Below are 21,114 nucleotides of genomic sequence, written 5' to 3'. Positions count from 1 at the left end.
CAGATTGAGAGGAAGAATCAGGATGTACGAGATTCTTTCTGATCCTGGATTGGAGTTCATGTGATGGCTAATCTGGGGACGAAAACCCACAGTTCGGGAGGGCATTCCTTTGGCCGTCCCAAAACACCCCACCAGTTAAAGTGGGGTATTCCAGAAGTCGATTTGTTTAGAGCCTTAGACAACGGCCTGCCACATTGATCTGGCTTTTTCTGTCCAGGTGGCGCGAGTACCTTCTCGCCAACAGGATGATGGCTGGAGGCGTCCATGAGGCTGTTCTGCTGATGACGGCCCGGCAGAACAGCCTCAGCAATAACACTTCAGGAGTGTTGGTCCCTGATGTGCTGCCTTGATTGGAGCGAACAGCGGGGCTGTTGCTGACCTTTCCGGAATAACCCGGTCAGAACCAGTCTTTGAAGATATTTTTGACGCGTTCTCCAAAGCTGGGGCCATCTTTCTTGGGTGCTGCGCTCGGCTCTATTTTGGCTGGCGTGATCTCGGGGGGCTGAGGCGGCACAGGCGACGTAATAACTGGAGTGGGGTTGCCTATGCCGTTGCCCAGAGCTGGGCCTGTAGGTACTGGCGCGGCATTTTGAACCGCCTCCATTCCTTCGAAGATCATGTCCGGCACTTTGCCGTCCTGCCCGATGCCGTACAGCACCAGACCGACGCTTGCAGAGTGGGCAGGGCTACTGACGATGTCGCTGAGGCCACCGATTCCGCGTGGGCGACCGACGCGCACAGGCAAGCGGAATCGGTCGCGGGCCAGCTCTGCACTGCCCCGGAGCTGTGAAGCGCCTCCTGTAATGACCACCGTCTGGGCCACAAGCTCCACCGGCCCCAATGCCTGATCTATCTCGTCGCGAATCATGCCGTAAATCTCGGCAATACGCGGCTTGATGATGCGCGACAACTCGAAGGCGCTGATGGCGTGGGTGCTGCCCGACGCCGTGGTAATTTCCAGCGTGAGATCCTGGTCGGCCAGCTCGGGGAGGGCCGCGCCGTACTTGCGCTTCACGTTCTCGGCCTCTTCGATTGGAATTTTCAGAATCTGCGCGAGGTCGGCGGTGACATGCTCGCCGCCAATTGGAATGCTGGCGCTGTGGGCGAGATTACCCCGCTTGAAAACGCCCACGTCGGTGGTGCCGCCGCCCATATCAATCACGATGACCGTCTGGGTCTGCTCCAACGCCTCCAGCGTGGCGAGGCCCGAGGCCAGCGCGTGCAGCACGAAACCGTCAACCTTCAGGCCCGCCTCCTGCACGCAGCGGCGCAGGTTCAGCAGTGGCCCGGCGGTTCCAGCAACGATGTGTACGTCCACTTCCAGACGCACGCCATGCATGCCCACCGGACTCTTGATGCCTTCCTGTCCGTCTACCACGTATTCCTGCGGCAGCGTATGGATGATTTCCAGGTTCGGATCAAGTGGCACGGCGCGGGCATTTTCTATGGCGCGGTCCACATCCAGCTGGGCAATTTCCTGGTTGCGGCGAATGGCAGCCAGGCCGTGACTGGTAATTGCCTTGGCATGATTACCGGCCACACTCACGAACACGCTGCCCACCTTCACGCCGCTGACGCGCTCGGCGGTAGCGACCGACTGGCGGATGGCGTGGGTGGCGCGTTCCAGATTCACCACACTTCCGCGTTTCATGCCTTCGCTGGGCACGCTGCCCTGACCGATGATGTCGAGAGTCCCGCCCGGCGCGATTTCCCCGATGACGGTGGTGATTTTCGTGGTGCCGATGTCGAGGCCCACAATGATTGAATTTTCCTTCATTCTTGGACGCTCACCCCCCACGGGTAAATGTTGATTTTTTTGTTTGGGTACATGCTGATACTCCCAGCATACTTTACGAGGGATTTCAAATCACCGCTCCACACCGCGCCGAGGCCTGTCTTGACAGTCACCCCAGACGGCGTATAGGCAACCGATTGCACAGTGTAGCGCGATAAAAGCTGTGTGACGTAGAGGGCATCTGCCAGACGGTCCGGCCCCCAGCCCCCCAACAGTGGCAACTTGGTGCTGGGAGCCGCGCCCGGAAGCACGGTGCCGTCGGCGGCCAGAGTCACCACGCTTCCGTCCGGGCGTTTCCAGCGGGCGTAAGCCACCCGTTCCACCACGTCCACGCTGACCGACTCGGGAAATTGTTTGACGATCCTGGCCGACGCTATCCAGGGATGGCTGACCAGCGTCCGTGCCCGCCAGGCACCGTAATAGAGCCAGCCGAATTGCGGCTTCAGTCCTGCCAGTTCCAGGACCCGCGCCTGCGAAAGCTGACGGTTGCCTGTGACCGTGATGGTACGGATGGGCAGGGCGAACCATGCGCCAGCCAAGGCTGCGGCAGTCAAGGTCAGACCCAGGACGGTCAGGAGGCGGGTGCGCCGGGGTCTGGGGGGGCGGGCAGGAGAGGCAGACTCCGGCTCTATCTCAGGGTCCGCTGAACTGGCCGTTACCGGGACGGGGCCAATCTGCACAGATTCGGCCCGCTCCGGGGTGATGCGGCGGTTGCCCTCGCCCACCTTTCTGCCGCTCATGCCTGCTCCGGCCAGAGCTCGTACTCCAATTCCATCGGCACGGGAACTCGGCTGCGAATGGCGTCCAGCAGGGCATGCACATCGGCGCTGCTGGCTCCGCCCAGATTCACGATGAAGTTGGCGTGTTCGGGAGCGATCATGGCGTTTCCGGCACGCAGCCCCTTGAGACCCGCCTCGTCGATCAGTTTTCCGGCACTCACGCCGCCCGGATTCTTGAAGGCGCAGCCGGGGGTCTTCATTTTGGGCTGGCCCTTGCGGGCCTCATCTGCAAAATTCATGGCGTCCAGCACAGCGCCGGGCGTGCTGGGCCGCAATTTCAGGCGCACCCGCGACACGATGTGGTTGCGCGGGATGCCGCTGTCCCGGTAACCCCACTTCAGGTCGTCGGGCGTCACCCTGCGCGTGCCTTCCGGCGTCACGATTTCCAGCGTATGCAGGCCGTCAAACATCTCGCCGTAGCGTGTGCCCGCGTTCATCCACACTGCGCCGCCCACCTGCGCCGGAATCCCGACTGTGCCTTCCAGATTGGACCAGCCCAGCTTTTGTAGTTTGCGAATCAGCCCCGGCAACGGCACCCCGCCGCCTACCCACCCGGTGACAATCTGATCGGGCGTACTCAGGGACGGATCGGGGGTCAGATCGGCCTCGGCCAGTGGCCCGCTCAGGCGAATCACGCGCTCGCTGAGGCCCTCGTCGGCAATGACCAGATTGCTGCCGCCGCCCAGAATCCGGTAGGGCTGCTGCACGGCCTCATTCAGTTGGTCGTGGGTAGACACGAACCAGACCTCGGCCTCTCCACCCACTCCCAGCGTGGTGTAGCGGGCCAGTGGCAGGCGTTCCACCCGTGCTCCGGTGCGGCTCACCGAACCTGCTGCCGAGGTCGTCATCGCTTGACCTCGGCGTCTGCCCCGACCTGTACCGCCTCGGCAGCGACCACTTCACGCGCCAGCTTCCAGACGTCGCCTGCGCCCATCGTCACGATGATGTCGGCAGGCTGGGCCGACTCGCGCAGGTAGCGCACCACTTCTGTACGGTCAGGCATATAGGTCACGCCGCCGTGTCCACTGTCGGTCATGCGGCCCGAAATCAGCGTGGCGTGAATGCCCTCTATCGGGGTTTCGGAGGCGGCGGCGATGTCCAGCATCAGCACCTCGTCGGCGTCCATGAGTGCGTCGGCAAGCCGGGGCCACGACTGCTGGGTCCGCAGGTAGCGGTGAGGCTGGAATACCACCCGCACGCGCCGCCCGGTCTGGCGAGCGGCTTGCACTGCGGCAGCCACCTTGGTGGCATTGTGCGCGTAATCGTCCACCACCAGTGCCCCGCCTGCTTCCCCACGCGCCGTGCCGATATGTTGCCAGCGGCGTCCTGGCCCCCGGAAGGCGGCCAGAGCTGCGGCGGCGGCCCCAAAATCTCCGCCGTACAGGTGCGTGACCGCCAGCGCTGCCAGCGCGTTCAGCACATTGTGGGTTCCGGGCAACCCCACCCGTGCCTCACCCAAAACCTGACCCTGCCAGGTCACCGTAAACGCCGTGCCGTCGGGGTCGGGCCGCACATCCACGGCGCGGTAGTCGGCGGCCTCCGCCTGTCCGTAGGTCAGCCGTTCGGGTGCGCCGCCCGTCAGCTCATCCAACCCCGGCCAATCGGCGCAGGCCAGCACCCGCTGCGACTGAGACACGAAGCGGGCAAATCCGGCGTGCTGCTCTTCGACCGTTTCCCAGTAGGTGGCGAGGTTGCCGCCCACATGGTCATCCTCGGCGTTGGTGAATACGGCAGTTTCGCAGCCCAGCAGCGCAAAGGCCCGGTCCGATTCGTCCACCTCGGCCACAAAGGGGCCAGCGCCCACGCGGGCATTGCTGCCGAATTCGGGTACGATCCCGCCCACAAAGGCCGCCGGATCGAGACCCGCGCCCTGCATGGCGATGGCGATCATGGACGTGGTGGTGGTCTTGCCGTGCGTGCCGATCACGCCCACGCTGGGGCCAGCCGACAACAGTTCGTCCAGCAGGGACATGCGCGGCTGAACCTGCACGCCCTCTGCAATGGCCGCCAACACTTCCGGGTGATCTTTAGGCACTGCTTCCGACGCCACCAACACATCTACGGGGCCGTAAGGCTGGGCCGTGATGTGTGCAGCGGCGTGATGCTGGGCCACTGGAATGCCTTCCAGAGTCAGTTGGGCGGTCAGTTCCGAGATCTGGGCGTCGCACCCACTGACCCGCAGGCCACGCGCCGCCAACAGTCGGGCAAAGGCGCTCATGCCGATGCCGCCGATGCCCATCAGGTGGTAGTGGCGCGGCGGGATGGCGGACTGGAGTGGCGAATCAGATTGTGTTTCGGGCGAGAGAGCGGATTGGGGCCGTCCAGCGGCAGCGGATGTGGACGGAACAGAGGCAGGGTCAGGGTCAGTCATGGGTTTGGGGGTGTCAGGTGCGACCGGACGGGGCTAGTTCAGATGCCGCTCGATCAGGTCTGCAAAGCGGTCGGCTGCGCCTACAGGAGAGCGCGACAGGGCCGCCGCTTGCATGGCGGTTCGCGTGCCTGACGCCGCACACTCTAACACCGCGGCTCCCAGTGCCTCGCCCACACGGTGCTGCTCGACCATCCGTCCCGCGCCCGCCGCCTGCACCGCCGCCGCGTTGTGGTACTGGTGATTTTCAGCCGATTCGGGCAGAGGAATCATGATCAGCGGGACGCCGTGAAAGGCTGCCTCGGCCAGTGTGCCCGTGCCTGCCCGCGTGATCGCCAGATCGGCCACCGACCATGCAGCCACCGCGTCCACGTACCCGGTGGGGTGATACCAGCCCAGATCCTGCACGCGGGGGGCCACCTCACCCAGCCAGCGTGGTCCGGTGGAATGCAGGACCTGTACGGCGGGACTCTCGGTACCGCCGAAGTCTCCGGCGGCAAAGTGTGAGCCGGTAAAGTGCCGGTCAGTAAAGTCGAAATTGATCTGGGTCAGTCCGGCTCCGGGCCGCAGCTCCGTTCTGGTAGCGGTACTCACGGGCGTACTCATCTGCGGAATACCACCACCCGCGCCTGCACCCAGCAGCCCTTCCTCGCCCAGTACATGGCGCAGTGTGTCTGGCACGGCATTGTTCAGCGCCAACGATCCCTGAGAGCCTCCCATAACCAGCAGCGTGAGGGGGCCGTCCTGCAGGCCCAACTGCACCAGGGCGTCGGCGCGACTCATACGGGTTTCGCGGGTGGGCATCCCGACCATCGTGGCTTTGGCAGGCGGCAGGCCGATCACGCGTTCGTAGGCGGTGCCCACTGCTCTGGCCCGGTAGACCGCCAACCGCTGGGTGAGGCCCAGCCGGGCGTTTTGCTCGTGCAGTACGGTGGGAAGTCCCAGACTCTGGGCGGCCAGCACTCCTGGCAAGCTGGCAAATCCGCCGTAGCCAACCACCGCGCCGGGATTCAGGCGGCCCAGCACAGCCCGCGCCTGCGACACACCCTGCCCAGCCTTCAGCAGTTCGCGGGGATCGGGGCGGCCCTGCCCGCTGCGGGCCAGCTTGCCTGCGTCCACGCCCTCAAACGGCAGGCCCTGTTCGGCGGCCACGCGCTCTTCCATGCCGCCCCGCTGCCCCAGGATCAGCGCTGAATGCCCACGCGCTATCAGCGCCCGCGCCGTCGCGACTGCCGGGTAGATGTGCCCACCCGTGCCGCCCGTTGCCATGACTATTAGACTCACCGGATCACCTGACTCATTGGCAAGGAGTGTAGCGCCGGGGGCGGGTGGGTCAGGTGGGATGTAGAGATAGGACAGAAGAGCGTGGACCATAGATCGTGGTTGGAGTGTTGCCACGCTCTATGGTCCACGCTCCTGTGTTCCACTCAATCAACCGATCAATCAAACAGTTCGCTGATTCCGCCCCCCTTGCTCTCTCCCCCCAGGCCCTGCTCGAATTCTTCGTAGGGCTGCACCACCACGAACCCGTCTCCCTGAAACACCATCTGGTAGGTTTCGCCGCCGCCGCGCCCGAAAATAGAGCGCAGGCTGGAATCCACGCGCAGCTGGGGCTGAAGGTTGCCGCTCCACGCAACGGTGGCGTTGGGGTCGGTAAAGAGCGGTTCATTGGGCGTGACACGCAGGGTCAGCGGCTTGCCGTGACTCAGGATCGCCACCAGTCCGTGCCCCTGCACCCGCACGCTGAAAAGTCCGCCCGCCGCCATGCCTGCGATCCGGCGGTGCATGGTGATGTCGTACCGCACGCTGTCTTCAAAGGCCAGCAGGTCGTTGCCGCTGACATTCAGGGTGTCGCCCTGGAGCCGCAAGATGCTGACCTCTTTGCCCTGATCGGCCAGATACACCACGCCGCGCCCCTCAATTTTGGCGAGTGGACTCATTTCCTGACTCACGGCGCGTTTGAGGGCTTTCATCAGGCCGCCTTCCAGCGTGCCCTCGCGCTTGAAATTCAGGTTGCCCTTATAGGCGATCATCGCGCCGAGCTTGCTCCAGATACGGCCATCCACGCGAACTTCGAGCATCTTGCTGCTTTCCAGCTCGAACACGTCGCCAGGATTGTCACGCTCGGCGGTCTGCACCAGAAAATCACGGAGGTTGTAGCTGCCATCGGCACCGGGGGTCATGTTGGTCATGGTGTGAGATACGGACAGAGTGTGACCCGCGTTCCCATAGCGACCCCTGGAGGAAGGTGAAGATAAAGAAAAAATAAAGACGGCTTATGTGGCGTTCTGTTTTGCCAACACCCCACCAATCCGCTGCAAAACTTCTTCAATCTGCTCCAGGCTGGTGGCGTAGCTGAGGCGGACCTGGCCTGGAGCGCCAAAATCGGTGCCGGGGACCACGGCCACACGGCCCTCGTCCAGAATGAGGCGGGCGGCTTCCAGTTCGTCCGGGTGCAGCCTGGTGGTGTCGGCCATCACGTAAAAAGCCCCCTGCGGCGTGGGTGTGGGCAACCCCAGCGCATTCAGGCCTGCAACGATGTGGTCGCGGCGTTGGCGGTAGGCGCTGCGGGCCATGCCGATGAATTCGTTGGTGGCCTCGAACTGCTCCAGGGCGGCCAGCGCGGCGTACTGGCTGATGCTGCTGGCATTGCTGGTGCTCTGAGACTGGATGGCGTTCATGGCGGCGATCACGGCTTTCGGCCCGCCCGCATAGCCGATGCGCCAGCCGGTCATGGCATACGCTTTGCTGGCCCCGTTGATGGTCAGGGTATGGTCGGGGGCATAGGTGCCGATGCTGACCTGCTCGGCGTCGTACACCAGATGCTCGTAGATTTCATCGGTGAGGATGATCAGGTTGTGGCGAATTGCCAATTCGGCCACCGCCCGCAGCACCTCCGGCGAAAACACTGCGCCAGTGGGATTGCCGGGGCTGTTCAGAACAATCATGCGGGTGCGCGGCGTAATGCGGGCTTCCAGCTCCGCCGGATCGAGGATGAACCCCGTTTCGGGGGTGGTGGGCACGGCCACCGGAACCGCCCCGGTAAACGCCACCATTTCTGGATAACTGACCCAGTAAGGAGCAGGAATCAGCACCTCGTCGCCGGGATTCAGCAGGGCAAAAAAGGCATTGAAGAGGGCCTGCTTGCCGCCACTGGTCACGGTCACGGCGTCGGGCGCGTGGCTCAGGCCGTTTTCCCGCGCAAACTTCGCGCTGATGGCCTCGCGCAGTTCGGGAATTCCGTTGACGCCCGTGTATTTGGTCTTGCCCGACTCGATGGCTGCTATGGCGGCCGCCTTGATATGCGCGGGGGTGTCGAAATCCGGCTCGCCCACACTCATGCTGATCACGTCTATGCCTGCCCGCCGCAGTTCCAGAGCGCGGGTGGTGACGCCGACCGTGGAGGAGGGTTTCAGGCTTTGGGCGCGTGTGGACAGGCCAAATGGGGCGGCAGTGGTCATGCCGAGAGTGTACCCGGCAGCCCGGACGCGGGTGGGGAGGAATCTATGTGGGTGGATGTGCGACGAAAAGACCTAAAACCGGTAGGTCAGGCCAAGGCGGGTGCCAGGGGAGAGGAAGCCATTGCCCGCCAGATCGAACGCATATCGCCCCCGGACTTCGCTGAAAAAGCCCCAGCGTGAGTTGCCGAAGGTGTTGCGCAGGCCCGCCGTACCGCTGACCCAGAAGGCCTGACCCAGCAACGTACCCACCCCCGGCCCGCCGTAAACAGTGAGGTTGCCCACCAGTCCACTGAACAGCAGGTCGGCGCCGATCAGGGGCAAGAGCGGTGTCGTCACGTCGGGCAGTGGGACATACGTCAAATCAGCCATCCCGCGCACCGATAGACTGGCCGGACCCGCCTGCCCTACCCCGACGCTGACACCCGCGCTGAGGCTGGGGAGAATGAAGAACTCCGTACTCAGACTGCCCCAAACGGTGACAGGTTCTTTCGGGGCTGGCGTGGCCTGTGCGTCGGCAGTTCCCAATTCCGCGCTCCCGCAAAGAGCAGCCAGCAGGAGCGTTCGGGCGGTCATCTTTATCACGTCTTCATTCTGGATGCCTGCACAGATTTTGCAAGCAGAGATGCGTGCTGCCACCTCAGGCCAGCGGTTCAGGGCAACAAAAAGAGCGCCGAAGCGCTCCTTCCGGAAGTCTTGAATCCTTAGTGCAGCAGGCCGATGGAACGGGCGCGGCTGACGGCTTCGGTGCGGTCGCCTGCGTCCAGCTTGGCGTACAGGCGGGCCAGATGGTCTTTGACGGTATCGGGGCTGACCCCCAGATTCTTGGCAATCTCTTTGTTGCTGTAGCCCTGGGCCAGCAGCGGCAGCACTTCGGATTCACGGGGCGTCAGGCGCGGCACGTCCACATGCGGCAGGCGGTCGATTTCGGGGTGAGCCACGATGTCGCGCAGCTGGCGGGCAAGGCTTTCGGGATCGGTTTCCTTGCTGACGTAGCCGCGTGCTCCAGCGGCGCGGGCGGCCTGCACGATCGCGGGTTCGGAAAAGGTGGTGATCAGGACGCTGACCACGTTGGGGTTGCTCAGGCGCAGCTTCTCGCAGACCTCGATGCCGGTCATGCCGGGCATTTTTACGTCCAGCAGAGCGGCGTCGGGCTGGTGCAGGCGGCAGGCATCCAGCGCGGCCAGACCGTCGGCGGCCTCGGCCACCACATCGAATCCCTGATGAATCAGCGCGTACTTGAGGCCCATACGGAACAAGGGGTGGTCGTCTGCGATAACTAGTCTCATGGGGTGACCTCCGGAAGGGTCAGGGTAAACAGGGAGTAGGAGGGAGGGGATGCGTCTGAAACGATGTGTGGCGCAGGTGGGCAAGGACTTGGGGTGGGGTCGTGTACCGATGGCGGTGGATGTGGGTCAGGTTGATTCAGCAGGTTTGGAGGGTGGCGTTCGTACAGCAGTTGCCCGCCGTGCGCCTCGGCGATGCGCCGCACGATAAACAGGCCCAGTCCGGCAGTTCCGGCGGTGTAGTGCTGGCCCGCGATCAGCGCAGGCTGAGCATTGAAAGGTTGCGCGAGGTCGGCCAGATCACCGCTGAGGCCGGGGCCATCGTCCCGCACACTGATGCCCTGCGGCGTCACCGACAACTGCACCTCTGTCTGTGCATACCGCACAGCGTTTTCGGTGAGGTTGGCAATGGCCCGCTCCATCACGGGGGCGTCTACGGGGGCCGATCCACTGCCGCTGACGCCGAGGCTCAGGCCGCGTGCTTCGGCCTGGGGAGCCACGCGGCGGGCCACACCATCCAGCAGGGCGCGCAGATCGGTCTGGGTGGCCTGTACCTGCACGTCTTCACGCTCGAAGCGGTGGGCATCGGCCATCTGCTGCACCAGCGCCAGCAGGCGGGCGGTTTCGGCCTGAATCTGCACGCCTATTTCGCGGCGCTCGGGTTCGGGCAGCGGGTAGGTGGTCAGGGCGTAGGTCAGGTGCCCAGTGGCGATCAGTGGCGTTTTCAGGTCGTGGACCAGCGTCGCCATAAAGGCGCTGCGGCGGCCCTGCTCGGTGCCGAGGCGGTCGATGAGGGTGGTAAATGCACCGCGCAGGGCACGAATTTCGGCGGGGTCGTCGGCATGTGCTTGGGCAAAGTCGCCGCGCTGCACTTCCGCCTCCAGGCGGCTCAGGGGCCGCAGCAGAGCGCCGCTGAGGACGTAGCCTGTGAGGGCACACAGGAAACCCACCAGGAGCATCCACGCCACCAGCGTCAGCGTGGGGACATTGGGCTGCGCCGTGAAGGTCAGAACGAGGTTGGGCAGGAAGGCCAGCAAAAAAATAACCAGCGTGAATTGCCCGCGCAGGGTGGCCCGCCGCCTCTGAGCCGAAGTTCCGGACACCAGCCGAGTCGCCGTCCCGTGGGGGACAGTCCTCATGCTGGCATCACGTGTGCTCATAAATGCAGCTTAGCCGCCGGGGTCTGACAGAACCGTCACGACCTAGCTGCTGACTTCTCAGGTGTCAAGCCCCCCAGACCCCGCCCCCGATGGGTGGGCCGATGGGTTACAGAAGACTGCCGTTCAGAAGGGCTTTTTTCACTCTTAGGCTGCTTGTAAGAACAGTGCCGACGCACCAGACGGAGGGCCAAGGCTGATGCCCTTTACCCGCTGTTTCACAGCCTTTATTCAGGATTGAGGCGGGTACGCATTTCTTTCTGACTCAGTCTTCATCTAGCTCAATTCGTCACCAGTTTCTTTCTTGGCGTAGGCGTCGCTGATCAGTTTGACCCGCAACGGCGTCTGGTCAGCAGCTTTGCGGGCCGTTGCGGGGGCCACCACCACGCCTTCACGGGTATGCAACCCGCGCCCTGACACGGTTTCCGGCCCATCCTTGAAGGTACGGATCAGGGCGGCGTCGAAGGGGCCAGCATAAATCAGCGGCACGGCCCATTCCCTGAACCAGCCTTCCCAGTCCGCAAAGGGCTGCTCCCTGCCGTCCAGCACGACCCGGAAGACCCGCAAGGTTGGCCCGCTCTGGCCGTAGCTGTAGCCTTTTTGCACGGGCAGCACTTCGGTAAAGACCTGTACCTCTTTGGGCTGCACCTCTGGGCCATGCGGGTATGCGGCGGCGACAGCTTCAAACAGCCCGGTAGCGTGGGCGGCCTGCCAGTACACGTTTCCGGCATTTTCCTTCAGCCCCAGCGCCTGCTGGGACAGGCCTTTGCTGGTCACGACCCATTGCCCGCCCGCCCCACGGTAATAGATGCCCTGAGAGCCGTGCAGTTTTTCGGTCACGACCACCGCTTCACCGGGCACAAATTCACGCTCATAGATGCCGAACTGTTCTACGTCATGGTGCCTGTAGCCGCCGCCCATCACGCCGCTCATGTTCTCCACGTCGCCTGCCATAGAAATGGGCACAGGCGGCTCATAAAACGTGATGCCCAGCCGCTCCGACAGGTCTTCTCCCAGCGGCAGGTCGGCCAGTCCCAGCGCTTCCAGCACTTCTCGCGGCAGGATCACGCCCTGAGAACGCTCGCCCCGCAGCCGCATGCTGACCACGCGGTTGGCGTCCGGGCCGTGCAGATAGGACACGCCCGTTTCGGCGTTGGTGTACAGGCCCGCGAATTGCGGCGGCAACAGCGCCCGCTCCGGCGCAACCACGATGAGGTCGCCGTCCTGAAACTGGCCTTTTTGCACCACCAACTGAAAAGTTCCTACCTTGCACAGCGCCAGCCGTTCCGCGTTCGGATGGGGAAAAAGCTGTGCCTGTGCCTTGATCACTTGCCGCTGCGCCATTTGAAGTTCTCCCTTTGGGCACGCTCAAGTTTTATGGCCCAGCAGCCAGAATGCCGCCCCCGACGTGGGAACGGCAATCCGCTATCTGGCTGGGTTTATTGGCTGTGCTTACTCGTCGGTACTCAGCACCGCCAGGAACGCTTCCTGCGGCACTTCCACAGTTCCGATCTGCTTCATGCGGGCGCGGCCTTTTTTCTGCTTGTTCAGCAGTTTCTTTTTGCGGCTGATGTCGCCGCCGTAACACTTGGCAAGCACGTCTTTGCGGTAGGCCTTCACGGTGGCGCGGGCAATAATTTTGCCGCCGATGGTGGCCTGCACGGGCACCGGGAACATCTGGCGCGGAATCACTTCGGCCATCTTGTCTACGATTTTGCGGCCAATATTGTAAGCCTTGTCCTCGTGCACGATCACGGCGAGGGCGTCCACGATCTCGTTGTTCACCATGATGTCCACTTTTCGCAGGTCGCCGTCTCGGTAACCAGTCTGCTCGTAATCCATGCTGGCGTAGCCCCGGCTGATGGATTTCAGGCGGTCATGGAAATCGTACAGAATCTCGGCAAACGGCACTTCATACAGCAGTTCCACGCGCTTGCCCACGTAGTTCATGGTGATCATGCTGCCCCGGCGTTCCTGAAGCAGTTGCATCACTGGCCCCACGTGCTCTTCGGGCAACATGATGCTCAGTTTGATGTACGGCTCTTCGGTGGCGGTGATCCGGTCACGGGTGGGAAATTCTGCCGGGTTCTGGGTCTCAAAAATGGTGCCGTTGGTCAGCGTAATTCGGTACACCACGGCGGGCGCAGTGGCGATCAGGTCCAGATCGTATTCGCGCTCCAGACGTTCCTGAATGATTTCGGCGTGCAGCAGGCCCAGAAACCCGCAGCGAAAGCCGAAGCCCAGCGCCTCCGAGGTTTCGGGTTCAAAGGTAAAGGCCGCGTCGTTCAGCTTCAGCTTTTCCAGCGCGTCCCGCATCTTGCGGTAATCCTCGGTATCGGTGGGATACAGGCCCGAAAATACCACCGGCTGCGCGGGTTTGAAGCCCGGAAAAGGCTCCGGCGTGGGCCGGTCTTTCTGGGTCAGGGTATCGCCCACCTGCGCGTCGTGGATGTCCTTGATGCCTGCGGCCACCCAGCCCACCGACCCCGCCGGAAGCGAATCGCTGACGATCAGTCCGGGGGTAAAGGTGCCCAGTTTATCCACATCAAAGGTTTTGCCCGAGTTGAACAGCATGATGGGCTGCTTGGGCGTCAGCGTGCCTTCCAGCACCCGCACGAACAGGATCACGCCCTGATAGGCGTCATAAAAAGAATCGAAAATCAGGGCCTTGAGGGGGGCTTCGGGGTCGCCGGGGGGCGGCGGAATGCGGTCTACGATGGCTTCCAGAATCTCGGTGATGCCGATGCCCGATTTGCCCGACGCGAATACGGCGCTCTCGGCGGGAATGCCGATCACGTCTTCAAGTTCCTGCGCCGCGCCTTCCGGGTCAGCGGCAGGCAGGTCAATTTTGTTGATGACCGGAATGATTTCCAGATTGGAGTCGATGGCGAGGTACGCATTCACGATGGTCTGCGCTTCCACGCCCTGCGAGGCATCGACCAGCAGCAGCACGCCTTCACAGGCCGCCAGACTGCGCGACACTTCATAGTTGAAATCCACGTGCCCCGGCGTGTCGATCAGGTTGAAGGTATAGCTTTCGCCGCCGCTGCCGTCTTCCTGCGGGGGCCGCACATAGGTCAGGCGAACGGGCGTGGACTTGATGGTAATGCCGCGCTCGCGCTCCAGCTCCAGCGTATCGAGGGTCTGGTCGCGCTTGTCTCGCTCGCCCATCGCGCCGAGCCGCTCCATGATGCGGTCGGCCAGCGTAGATTTGCCGTGATCCACATGGGCAATAATTGAAAAATTCCGAACATTCACCCACGCAGTGTAGCGGGGAGCGGCAAAAGGAATAGGACGCGGGCCAACACAGCCTTTACTTGATGGATCTGGCGCGATTGATCTGCGGCTGATCTGTGGCTCAGCGGTTTTGGATTTTTAGAGCAGTTGGGAAACCAACTCTTGCGTCCACTACGCCTTTCCCACCTAACACTGACCATTCACTACTCACCACTGACCACTCACAAATTCAGACCCGTTCCAGCGCCTTATGAGGCAGCGGCGGCCACTCGATCTGAACCGAATCGCCCCGCTTGACCTCGCCGCCCACGGCCACCACGCCCATGATTCCGGCCTTCCTGATCAGGTTTCCGGCTTCGTCACGCCCCAGTACGGCGGCCAACAATCCGGGCCGAAAAGCTTCGATCTGGCTGCACGGATTTCGCAGGCCCGTCACCTCGATCACGGCCTCCGCGCCCACATGCAGCCGTGTACCCACCGCCAGCCCCAGGAGGTCTACGCCCCGTGTCAGCAGATTCTCGCCCAGATCGCCGGGATGAAGGCCGAAGCCTGCTGCGTTCAGTTCGTCCAACAATTCGGCGTGAATCAGGTGCACCTGGCGCAGGTTGGGCTGCGTGGGATCGGCGGCCACGCGGGAGCGGTGCTGAACGGTGTGACCTGCGTGGGTGTCGCCCTGCACGCCCAGTCCGGCCAGCAGGCGCACGGCAGATAAAGGCTGCTTGCTGAAGCTATGTGTGGAACTGGCGGCCACCGAAGCGACCCTGGCCGGGACAGAAGGAGTGAGATTCATTGCGATCCAGTTTAAGGACGCCGGAGCTGTCTTCTGGTTCACTTCCTGGCCCGGCTTCACCTGCCTTTATTTTTCATCTGGCTTTATCTAATGGGGGGGAGTCTGTGTGTTGAGCCACTCGAAAGTGGATTTCTTAACCTGGGAACCCGTTAAGATTCTTGTCAGACTTATGACGCGCCCTCCCGTTGCCCTGTTTGCCCGTCGCCTGCTGCCCGCCCTGGCGTGTGCGGCTCTGCTGAGCGCCTGCGGCTCTGCAAGTGTGGAGAACGTGGCCGGGGTCAGTGTGGGAGGCGTCATCGTGTTTCCGCCCATTGCAGGAACTGCCGTATTCATGGCAGACGTGGACGGACAGGCGAGGGCCGTGGCAACGGCGACAGTGGCCGCCGACGGCACCTACCGACTTGGTTTGCCCGCTGCGCCGAGCCTCCCCAGCCGGAGCAATCTGGAAACCCTCCCCACCGTGCCCCGCGTTCTGCCCGACCAGATTCGCGGCGTGGGATGCAGCGGCGAGCCGGTGTCCAGCACCCCAAATGCCCGCGTTCTGGTGCTCAGCGGTGGCACCTTCAGCGCCGATGGTGTGGGCGGGCCAGTCATGGGTCAACTGCTGCCCGCCAGCGCCGCCATCAGCAACCGCGTGACCTCGCAGGACATTCTGATCACCACGCGCACCCATGCCTACGCCGACCGCGACGTGCGTCTGACCGGAATCCTCAACTGTACCTTTGCCCGCAACGACGGCAGCACGTTGGGCGGCACCGTACAGGTCAATTACGACCTCAAACGCGGCTGGAACACGCTGGAAATCAGAACCGGGCAACCTGAACTTGCTGCCCCGATTGTCACAGTTGCCAGTTCGCAGCCCCTGACCGATGTGAATTGGCGTTACCTGCCAGTCACACGTTGATAGCAGAGGGCAACAAACGGAATATCGGGACTCTGATGCCAGGTGCTTCGGCTGAGCGAGCAACAAAAACACGTTGCAATGGATAGGCAGTCAGCCTTGTCTCCATTGCAACGTGCTTCAGGTCAGACTGGGGGTTGGGCCAGTCTCAATTCTCAAAAATCTTGCGACCGTCTTCCAGTGCGGCGCGGTTGTAGCGGTTGGCCAGAATAAAGAAGGTGGGTGCCCAGAGGCCCACGAAGATGCCGAAGCGTTCGCCGTGGGCGCGGGTTTCGGCGTCCTTGTCCTGCCCGCCCTGCGCGGCCCAGATGGCGATAGAACCCAGAATGGAAGCAAATCCGGCGATGGTGAGCAGATTGGAAATACTGCGGTTGTCCATGATGGTCTCCTGGCGAGTGGGTTGCGGCCTGAACTGCCCGCCCGGTGCGTGGCCGTCCCTGCCTGAATCAACGCCAATGTGATCCCCCTCTCTCTTGGGTTCTGCGGGAATGCCTACGGAGTCTCCGTGGTCCCGTTTCCTTCAGCTTTTCCCAAGATCATTGGTGGGGTTGCCCGGAATGTCTGCAAACAGGCTGTCCGCCTCTGTCTGTGCCAGCAAACGGGCGATAGGGGCGAAGGTTCGGCGGTGTTGCGGCGACACGCCCAACTGCTCCAGCGCGGCGCGGTGGGCAGGAGCGCCGTAGCCCTTGTGGGCCGCAAATCCGTACCCCGGATACTCGGCGTCCAGTTCCAGCATCACGCGGTCACGCTCGGTTTTGGCCAGCAGGCTGGCGGCGGCCACGGTGTAGCTCAGGGCGTCGGCCCGTGCCGGGGCAGTCAGGGGCAGGGGAGTACGGAGTTTCAGGTAATCGGTGATCAGGGCCTGCGGAGCCGGAGTCAGGCGGGCGAGGGCGCGTGCGGCGGCGGCGTGGGTGGCCCCCAGGATGTTCAGCCGGTCTATTTCGTCGGGCCACGCGTGCTCTACCGCCCACGTCAAGGCCACTTCGCGTACCTGTGCCGCGTACCGCTCCCGCTGTGCCGCCGTCAGTTGCTTGCTGTCTCTGAAGGGATATTCCATGGCCAGACCGGGCAGGATCACGGCGGCCACGGTGACCGGTCCTGCCCATGCCCCGCGTCCAGCCTCGTCTACCCCCGCCACCCGGAAGGCGCCGCGCCGCCAATGCTCTCGCTCAAAGGCCCAATCGGGAGTCACGGACGGTACAGGAGAAGACACCAACCCAAGTTAGCGCACCCCACTGCTGCCGCCATGCCCTGAGCGCCACAAAAAGCTCCGCCAGCGGCGCTTGTCGTTCTGCGGTACTGGCGGGCGGATGAACCGACTTCACCCGGTCGGTTTATAGGTTGTGGTACACGATTAGCCTAAACAGTAGAGATGGGCAAAGAGTGGGCGTTGGCGTAACGTAGCCTTCACACATCAAAGGCGGGTGTAGAAGCTGCCTAGACATAGACCGGAGCGAGTGCAACGGGCGCAGATTGAAGCGCTGGCAGGCGGCATGTGATAAACGGGGACGCATGACCGGCACACGCAAACAGAAAATCAGGGTAACGCGGAGCGGGCCAGCTCAGAGCAAAACAGCACAAGGCGCATCACCTCAGGGCAGACCTGCCAGAGCAGCGAGGGCTGGATCATCTGCTCCGGCGACCCCTGCCAACGCCGTTCAACGGTACAGCTACTTCGATGTTCGCCCCGCCGCTCTCGCCCCGCGCCTGGAGGGGCTGGAGGCCATGACCAAGCCCGGCGTACGCGGTTACCCGGAGGTAGACGCGGCCCAGGCATTGATGGTGCAGACCATGCGCCGTGAAAAGGTACGCGGCGAGGTTCTCGACCTGACTGCAATGGGCGGCCTGACCGGATCGCTGCCGGGCGTGACCCTGCGGGCCGTGGAAGGTTCGGCAGCAGCCTTAGCTGCCCTGAAAGCGGCTGGTCTGGAAGCGCGGGCGGCCTGTCCGGGCGACAATCTGAGCACTGAGTGGCCCACGCGGGCGCATACGGTGGCGCTGGTGCTGGCTGGAGACCGGGGCACGGCTTATGCCACCGCGCAGGTGGCCTGGGCACATGCCTGCACTCCTCCGGGCGGCACCCTGTACATCGCCGGAGACCGCGATAAAGGTTTTGACCGCTATGTGCGGGCGGCGGGCGCAGCCTTCGGCACAGGCGAAACCATTGGCCGCGACGGTGGCATGCGCGTTGCCAAGCTGATCCGGCGACCCGGCCAGACGCCGCCCCTGCCCGAGCCTGAAACCTACGAGGCTTACGGCGTTCAGGTGGTCGGCCTGCCCGGAGTCTTCAGCGCCGGACGGCTGGACAAGGCCACCACGCTGTTTCTGGAATACCTGGCGGCGATGGTGGAGGCCGGAACCCTGAATCTTGCGGGCAAACGCGTTCTGGATCTGGGCTGCGGCACTGGCATCATTGGTGCGTGGGCAGCCAGACACGGCGCGGCAGTGACCCTGGTAGACGGCGACCTCTCCAGCGTGCGGAGTGCAGAGGCCACCCTGCAGGCCAATGCCCTGAGCGGCGAATGTATTCATTCCGACGTGGACGCGGGTTTGGAGGAACGTACCTTCGACCTGATCCTCACCAATCCGCCCTTTCATGTGGGACGCGGCGTGGTGCTGGACGTGGCTCGCGAATTCATCCAGACGGCAGTGCGCCGCCTCGTACCGGGGGGTACGCTGTATCTGGTTGCCAATGATCCCCTGCCCTACGAAACCACCATGCAAGAAGTCGGCCCGGTACGCGAACTTCTGCGCGAAGGTGGATTCAAGGTGTTGGCGGCCCAGAAATCGGCACAGTAGATCTAACCCAGCAGATCGGCAGAGAAGCGTTGCTACAGGTTGTTCAGTCCCTCTGGCCTGCACGTTCGTTCCGAAACTCTGAATTCCGTCTGCTCGCAAACGCTCTGGTTCCTCTGTTCTCTGCTGCCCCTGTTCTTTGATGCCCCGGTTTTCTGACCGCTCTATCTAAAGACAGGATAAAGGTCGTGAGGTTGTTGACGGGGAACTTTTTACTTCCTCATCCCGTATCTGGAACGTTGACCTCAGTTTCCCCACCACTCCTGTCGTCAGATGCCTGGCTCCTCATCAACTGTGAGGGGCAGTGGGCGTCTGCCGTATCGCCTATTCAGACGACACTTTGCTAGACTGACGCGCTCCGGCCTGCGCCGACCTTCCCTCTGGGCCTTTGTGCCCGCTTCTACGCGTACAGGCCACCGTTGCACGTCCAAAGCCAGCTTCAAGTGTTGTGCTCAGGCACTTTCCCTCTCACCTTCTCCTGTATTCTCGGCCTTGCGTTTCCGGCCAAAGACCGACGCCCCCTCTCTGTTGTACTTGGGTTTGATTGGCACAGTTGTTAGGCATACTGTCCCGGTATACCGTCGCCACCATCCGTTGCTCAGACTTTGGTCCGGAAGAACGAAACGCTGATCTACACACTCTCATCCAAAATCCACTATTGACGTTTCAGGAGGCCGCATGGCAGATTCCACCAAACCCCGCACGCGCAGCAAGGTATCCGCAGCGGCGACGCTTGCCGCCCCCGAAGAGAGCCGGATCAAGACCCCCGACAAGCCGCGCACCCGCACCCAGCCGCGCACTCGCGCCGTCATGCCGGGCACAGAAGGTGGCCCGGAGGCCGTGCAGGTCGCTCCGGTAGATACTGCCCCGACACCCGACCAGACCAAACCTGTCCCCAAGAAGGCAGTGGCCCCCAGGGCTGCCGATCAGGACACGGGCGCTGGAGCCGCTGCCCCGGCCAAGGCGGCTCCCAAAAAAGCCGTAGCCAAACCCAAGGCGGCTGCCCCGGCTGACGGTGAGGATGACTCTCAGGGTGGTTCGGCATCTGAGGCAAATGCGCCCAAGCCTGCGGCCAAAGCCAAAGCTGCCCCCAAAACGGCTGCGGCCAAAGCTCCAGCCACCAAGGCTCCGGCCAAGGGAGCTGCGGCCAAAGCTGCTCCCAAGCCCGCACCCAGTGGGAAGGGCAGCGCTGCCGACAAGCCCTATCACGCCCATCCCAGCATTCAGGACATGCTGAAAGTGGGCAAGGCGGCAGGCATCCTGTCCAGTGAGGACATTGCGGCGGCCCTGAGTGTGGCCCTCGAAGCCAGCGGCCTCGATCCCGAAAGCCCCGAAGCCTTTGAAGACATGCAGCTCTTTATCGCCGGACAGGGCATTGAAGTTCAGGATGTAGACGACGAGGACGAGGACACCGACGACACCGATGACGAGGCCGAAGAAGGTGGCCCGATCAACCGTGCAGCGGCCAACACCGAAGACGACGAAGAAAAATACTTCGATGACATGCCCCGTGCCGTCAGCAACGACCCTGTGCGCCAGTATCTGCACGAGATCGGGCGGGTGCCGCTGCTGACGCTGGAAGAAGAAATTGCTCTGGCCCGCCGCATCGAAGAGGGCGAGGCCGCCCGCAAAACGCTGGACGAAGACCTGGAGATGGATGACCGGGGTCGCCGCCGCCTGATGCGTCAGACCGAGGACGGCGCGAACGCCCGTCAGGGACTGATCGAGGCCAACCTGCGCCTTGTGGTCAGCATCGCCAAGAAGTACACCGGACGCGGGCTGGGCTTTCTCGATCTCATTCAGGAAGGCAATCAGGGCCTGATCCGCGCCGTCGAGAAGTTTGAATACCGTCGCCGCTACAAGTTCTCCACCTACGCCACGTGGTGGATTCGTCAGGCCATTAACCGCGCCATTGCCGATCAGGCCCGCACCATCCGTATTCCGGTGCACATGGTCGAAACCATCAACAAACTCACGCGCACGGCAAGGCAGCTTCAGCAGGAACTGAGCCGCGAAGCCACGCATGAAGAGATTGCCGAAGCGATGGGGCCGGGCTGGGACGCCACCAAAGTTGAGGAAGTGCAGAAGGTCAGTCAGGAGCCGGTATCGCTGGAAACGCCGATTGGCGACGAAAAAGACAGCTTCTACGGCGATTTTATTCCCGACGAGAATCTGGATTCGCCGGTAGACAACGCCGCCAAAACGCTGCTGAGCGAGGAGCTTGAAAAAGCCCTGAGCAAGCTGACCGAACGCGAAGCCCTGGTCCTGAAGTTCCGTAAGGGCCTCGTAGATGGGCGCGAACACACGCTGGAAGAAGTCGGCCAACGCTTCAACGTGACCCGCGAACGCATCCGCCAGATCGAAAACAAGGCGCTGCGGAAGCTGAAATACCACGAGTCCAGAACCCGTAAACTCCGCGACTTCTTGGACTGAGCACTTGGTTTGGACTGAGCACTGGAGTTTCAACCCGTCTCTTGTTCCCGCTCTGGCTTCGGCTGGGGCGGATTTTTGTTGGGCTGGGCTTCGGCTGGGGTGGGGGAGAGGTGG

Annotated in this window: 18 protein-coding genes; 3 read left to right on the top strand and 15 right to left on the bottom strand. The window is 62.9% G+C overall.

Going from position 1 to position 21,114, the window contains the following annotated elements:
* Nucleotides 1–397: 397 nt before the first annotated feature.
* From ftsA to F561_RS0109375, 13 genes are all read right to left on the bottom strand, one after another.
* Nucleotides 398–1,777, bottom strand: coding sequence for a cell division protein FtsA (gene ftsA / locus F561_RS0109435; RefSeq protein WP_019009715.1), 1,380 nt, complete (start codon nucleotides 1,775–1,777; stop codon nucleotides 398–400).
* Nucleotides 1,774–2,535, bottom strand: coding sequence for a cell division protein FtsQ/DivIB (locus F561_RS0109430; RefSeq protein WP_019009714.1), 762 nt, complete (start codon nucleotides 2,533–2,535; stop codon nucleotides 1,774–1,776). The genes ftsA and F561_RS0109430 overlap by 4 nt, the downstream gene beginning before the upstream one ends.
* A complete protein-coding gene (locus F561_RS0109425) occupies nucleotides 2,532–3,422 on the bottom strand; it encodes a UDP-N-acetylmuramate dehydrogenase (protein WP_019009713.1) in 891 nt (296 codons plus the stop codon). Before F561_RS0109425 ends, F561_RS0109430 begins: the two co-directional genes overlap by 4 nt.
* Nucleotides 3,419–4,813, bottom strand: coding sequence for a UDP-N-acetylmuramate--L-alanine ligase (gene murC, locus F561_RS25205; protein ID WP_019009712.1), 1,395 nt, complete (start codon nucleotides 4,811–4,813; stop codon nucleotides 3,419–3,421). Before murC ends, F561_RS0109425 begins: the two co-directional genes overlap by 4 nt.
* 165 nt (nucleotides 4,814–4,978) lie before the next feature.
* The gene (gene murG, locus F561_RS0109415) at nucleotides 4,979–6,226 is read right to left on the bottom strand and encodes an undecaprenyldiphospho-muramoylpentapeptide beta-N-acetylglucosaminyltransferase (RefSeq protein WP_026298756.1); all 1,248 of its coding nucleotides are present in this window, start codon (nucleotides 6,224–6,226) and stop codon (nucleotides 4,979–4,981) included.
* Nucleotides 6,227–6,381: 155 nt separating this feature from the next.
* Nucleotides 6,382–7,134: an AIM24 family protein gene (locus F561_RS0109410; protein ID WP_019009710.1), complete on the bottom strand. Its 753-nt coding sequence runs from the start codon at nucleotides 7,132–7,134 to the stop codon at nucleotides 6,382–6,384.
* 84 nt (nucleotides 7,135–7,218) lie between these two features.
* Entirely contained in the window at nucleotides 7,219–8,403 is a 1,185-nt protein-coding gene (locus tag F561_RS0109405; protein WP_019009709.1) for a pyridoxal phosphate-dependent aminotransferase, read from the bottom strand.
* Nucleotides 8,404–8,475: 72 nt separating this feature from the next.
* Nucleotides 8,476–8,976: a hypothetical protein gene (locus F561_RS0109400; protein WP_157451703.1), complete on the bottom strand. Its 501-nt coding sequence runs from the start codon at nucleotides 8,974–8,976 to the stop codon at nucleotides 8,476–8,478.
* Between the two features lie 128 nt (nucleotides 8,977–9,104).
* Nucleotides 9,105–9,689: a response regulator transcription factor gene (locus tag F561_RS0109395; RefSeq protein WP_026298755.1), complete on the bottom strand. Its 585-nt coding sequence runs from the start codon at nucleotides 9,687–9,689 to the stop codon at nucleotides 9,105–9,107.
* A complete protein-coding gene (locus F561_RS0109390; protein ID WP_245556482.1) occupies nucleotides 9,686–10,846 on the bottom strand; it encodes a sensor histidine kinase in 1,161 nt (386 codons plus the stop codon). Before F561_RS0109390 ends, F561_RS0109395 begins: the two co-directional genes overlap by 4 nt.
* A 273-nt stretch (nucleotides 10,847–11,119) precedes the next feature.
* On the bottom strand, nucleotides 11,120–12,187 hold the full coding sequence (locus F561_RS0109385; RefSeq protein WP_019009705.1) for an RNA ligase (ATP): 1,068 nt from the start codon (nucleotides 12,185–12,187) through the stop codon (nucleotides 11,120–11,122).
* A 108-nt stretch (nucleotides 12,188–12,295) separates the two neighbouring features.
* Entirely contained in the window at nucleotides 12,296–14,101 is a 1,806-nt protein-coding gene (gene lepA, locus F561_RS0109380; protein WP_026298754.1) for a translation elongation factor 4, read from the bottom strand.
* A gap of 208 nt (nucleotides 14,102–14,309) precedes the next feature.
* Nucleotides 14,310–14,870, bottom strand: a complete 561-nt coding sequence (locus F561_RS0109375) for an MOSC domain-containing protein (RefSeq protein ID WP_026298753.1) — start codon at nucleotides 14,868–14,870, stop codon at nucleotides 14,310–14,312.
* A gap of 169 nt (nucleotides 14,871–15,039) precedes the next feature.
* On the opposite strand from F561_RS0109375, the gene F561_RS0109370 reads away from it, so the two are divergent.
* Nucleotides 15,040–15,774 carry a hypothetical protein gene (locus tag F561_RS0109370; protein ID WP_019009699.1) on the top strand — a complete coding sequence of 245 codons (735 nt, stop codon included), beginning with the start codon at nucleotides 15,040–15,042 and terminating at the stop codon, nucleotides 15,772–15,774.
* A gap of 145 nt (nucleotides 15,775–15,919) precedes the next feature.
* Here the strand turns inward: F561_RS0109370 and F561_RS0109365 are convergent, their stop codons facing one another.
* Together F561_RS0109365 and F561_RS25200 are read right to left on the bottom strand one after the other, a co-directional pair.
* Nucleotides 15,920–16,150: a hypothetical protein gene (locus F561_RS0109365; protein WP_019009698.1), complete on the bottom strand. Its 231-nt coding sequence runs from the start codon at nucleotides 16,148–16,150 to the stop codon at nucleotides 15,920–15,922.
* 141 nt (nucleotides 16,151–16,291) lie between these two features.
* Nucleotides 16,292–16,984 (bottom strand): ribonuclease HII, encoded by a 693-nt coding sequence (locus F561_RS25200; protein ID WP_157451701.1) that lies wholly within the window; start codon nucleotides 16,982–16,984, stop codon nucleotides 16,292–16,294.
* Nucleotides 16,985–17,496: 512 nt separating this feature from the next.
* Here F561_RS25200 and F561_RS25195 point away from each other — a divergent pair.
* Together F561_RS25195 and rpoD are read left to right on the top strand one after the other, a co-directional pair.
* Complete coding sequence (locus tag F561_RS25195) at nucleotides 17,497–18,570, top strand: class I SAM-dependent methyltransferase (RefSeq protein WP_019009696.1); 1,074 nt, start codon at nucleotides 17,497–17,499, stop codon at nucleotides 18,568–18,570.
* Nucleotides 18,571–19,245: 675 nt separating this feature from the next.
* A complete protein-coding gene (gene rpoD, locus F561_RS0109350; protein ID WP_019009695.1) occupies nucleotides 19,246–21,000 on the top strand; it encodes an RNA polymerase sigma factor RpoD in 1,755 nt (584 codons plus the stop codon).
* Nucleotides 21,001–21,114 lie beyond the last annotated feature (114 nt).

This window comes from Deinococcus aquatilis DSM 23025, from assembly GCF_000378445.1.
Taxonomy (GTDB): Bacteria; Deinococcota; Deinococci; order Deinococcales; family Deinococcaceae; genus Deinococcus; species Deinococcus aquatilis.
The sequence above is the reverse complement of the archived record's forward strand: the minus strand, read 5'-3'. Positions and strand labels throughout refer to the sequence as shown.

What these genes read in the sequence shown, in the direction of transcription:
- ftsA (WP_019009715.1), bottom strand. Translation starts at nt 1,777, where the DNA reads ATGAAGGAAAATTCAATCATTGTGGGCCTCGACATCGGCACCACGAAA.
- F561_RS0109395 (WP_026298755.1), bottom strand. Translation starts at nt 9,689, where the DNA reads ATGAGACTAGTTATCGCAGACGACCACCCCTTGTTCCGTATGGGCCTC.
- F561_RS0109405 (WP_019009709.1), bottom strand. Translation starts at nt 8,403, where the DNA reads ATGACCACTGCCGCCCCATTTGGCCTGTCCACACGCGCCCAAAGCCTG.
- F561_RS0109385 (WP_019009705.1), bottom strand. Translation starts at nt 12,187, where the DNA reads ATGGCGCAGCGGCAAGTGATCAAGGCACAGGCACAGCTTTTTCCCCAT.
- rpoD (WP_019009695.1), top strand. Translation starts at nt 19,246, where the DNA reads ATGGCAGATTCCACCAAACCCCGCACGCGCAGCAAGGTATCCGCAGCG.
- F561_RS25195 (WP_019009696.1), top strand. Translation starts at nt 17,497, where the DNA reads ATGACCAAGCCCGGCGTACGCGGTTACCCGGAGGTAGACGCGGCCCAG.
- F561_RS0109365 (WP_019009698.1), bottom strand. Translation starts at nt 16,150, where the DNA reads ATGGACAACCGCAGTATTTCCAATCTGCTCACCATCGCCGGATTTGCT.
- F561_RS0109390 (WP_245556482.1), bottom strand. Translation starts at nt 10,846, where the DNA reads ATGAGCACACGTGATGCCAGCATGAGGACTGTCCCCCACGGGACGGCG.
- F561_RS0109375 (WP_026298753.1), bottom strand. Translation starts at nt 14,870, where the DNA reads ATGAATCTCACTCCTTCTGTCCCGGCCAGGGTCGCTTCGGTGGCCGCC.
- F561_RS0109410 (WP_019009710.1), bottom strand. Translation starts at nt 7,134, where the DNA reads ATGACCAACATGACCCCCGGTGCCGATGGCAGCTACAACCTCCGTGAT.
- F561_RS0109370 (WP_019009699.1), top strand. Translation starts at nt 15,040, where the DNA reads ATGACGCGCCCTCCCGTTGCCCTGTTTGCCCGTCGCCTGCTGCCCGCC.
- murC (WP_019009712.1), bottom strand. Translation starts at nt 4,813, where the DNA reads ATGGGCATCGGCGGCATCGGCATGAGCGCCTTTGCCCGACTGTTGGCG.
- F561_RS0109430 (WP_019009714.1), bottom strand. Translation starts at nt 2,535, where the DNA reads ATGAGCGGCAGAAAGGTGGGCGAGGGCAACCGCCGCATCACCCCGGAG.
- F561_RS0109425 (WP_019009713.1), bottom strand. Translation starts at nt 3,422, where the DNA reads ATGACGACCTCGGCAGCAGGTTCGGTGAGCCGCACCGGAGCACGGGTG.
- F561_RS0109400 (WP_157451703.1), bottom strand. Translation starts at nt 8,976, where the DNA reads ATGACCGCCCGAACGCTCCTGCTGGCTGCTCTTTGCGGGAGCGCGGAA.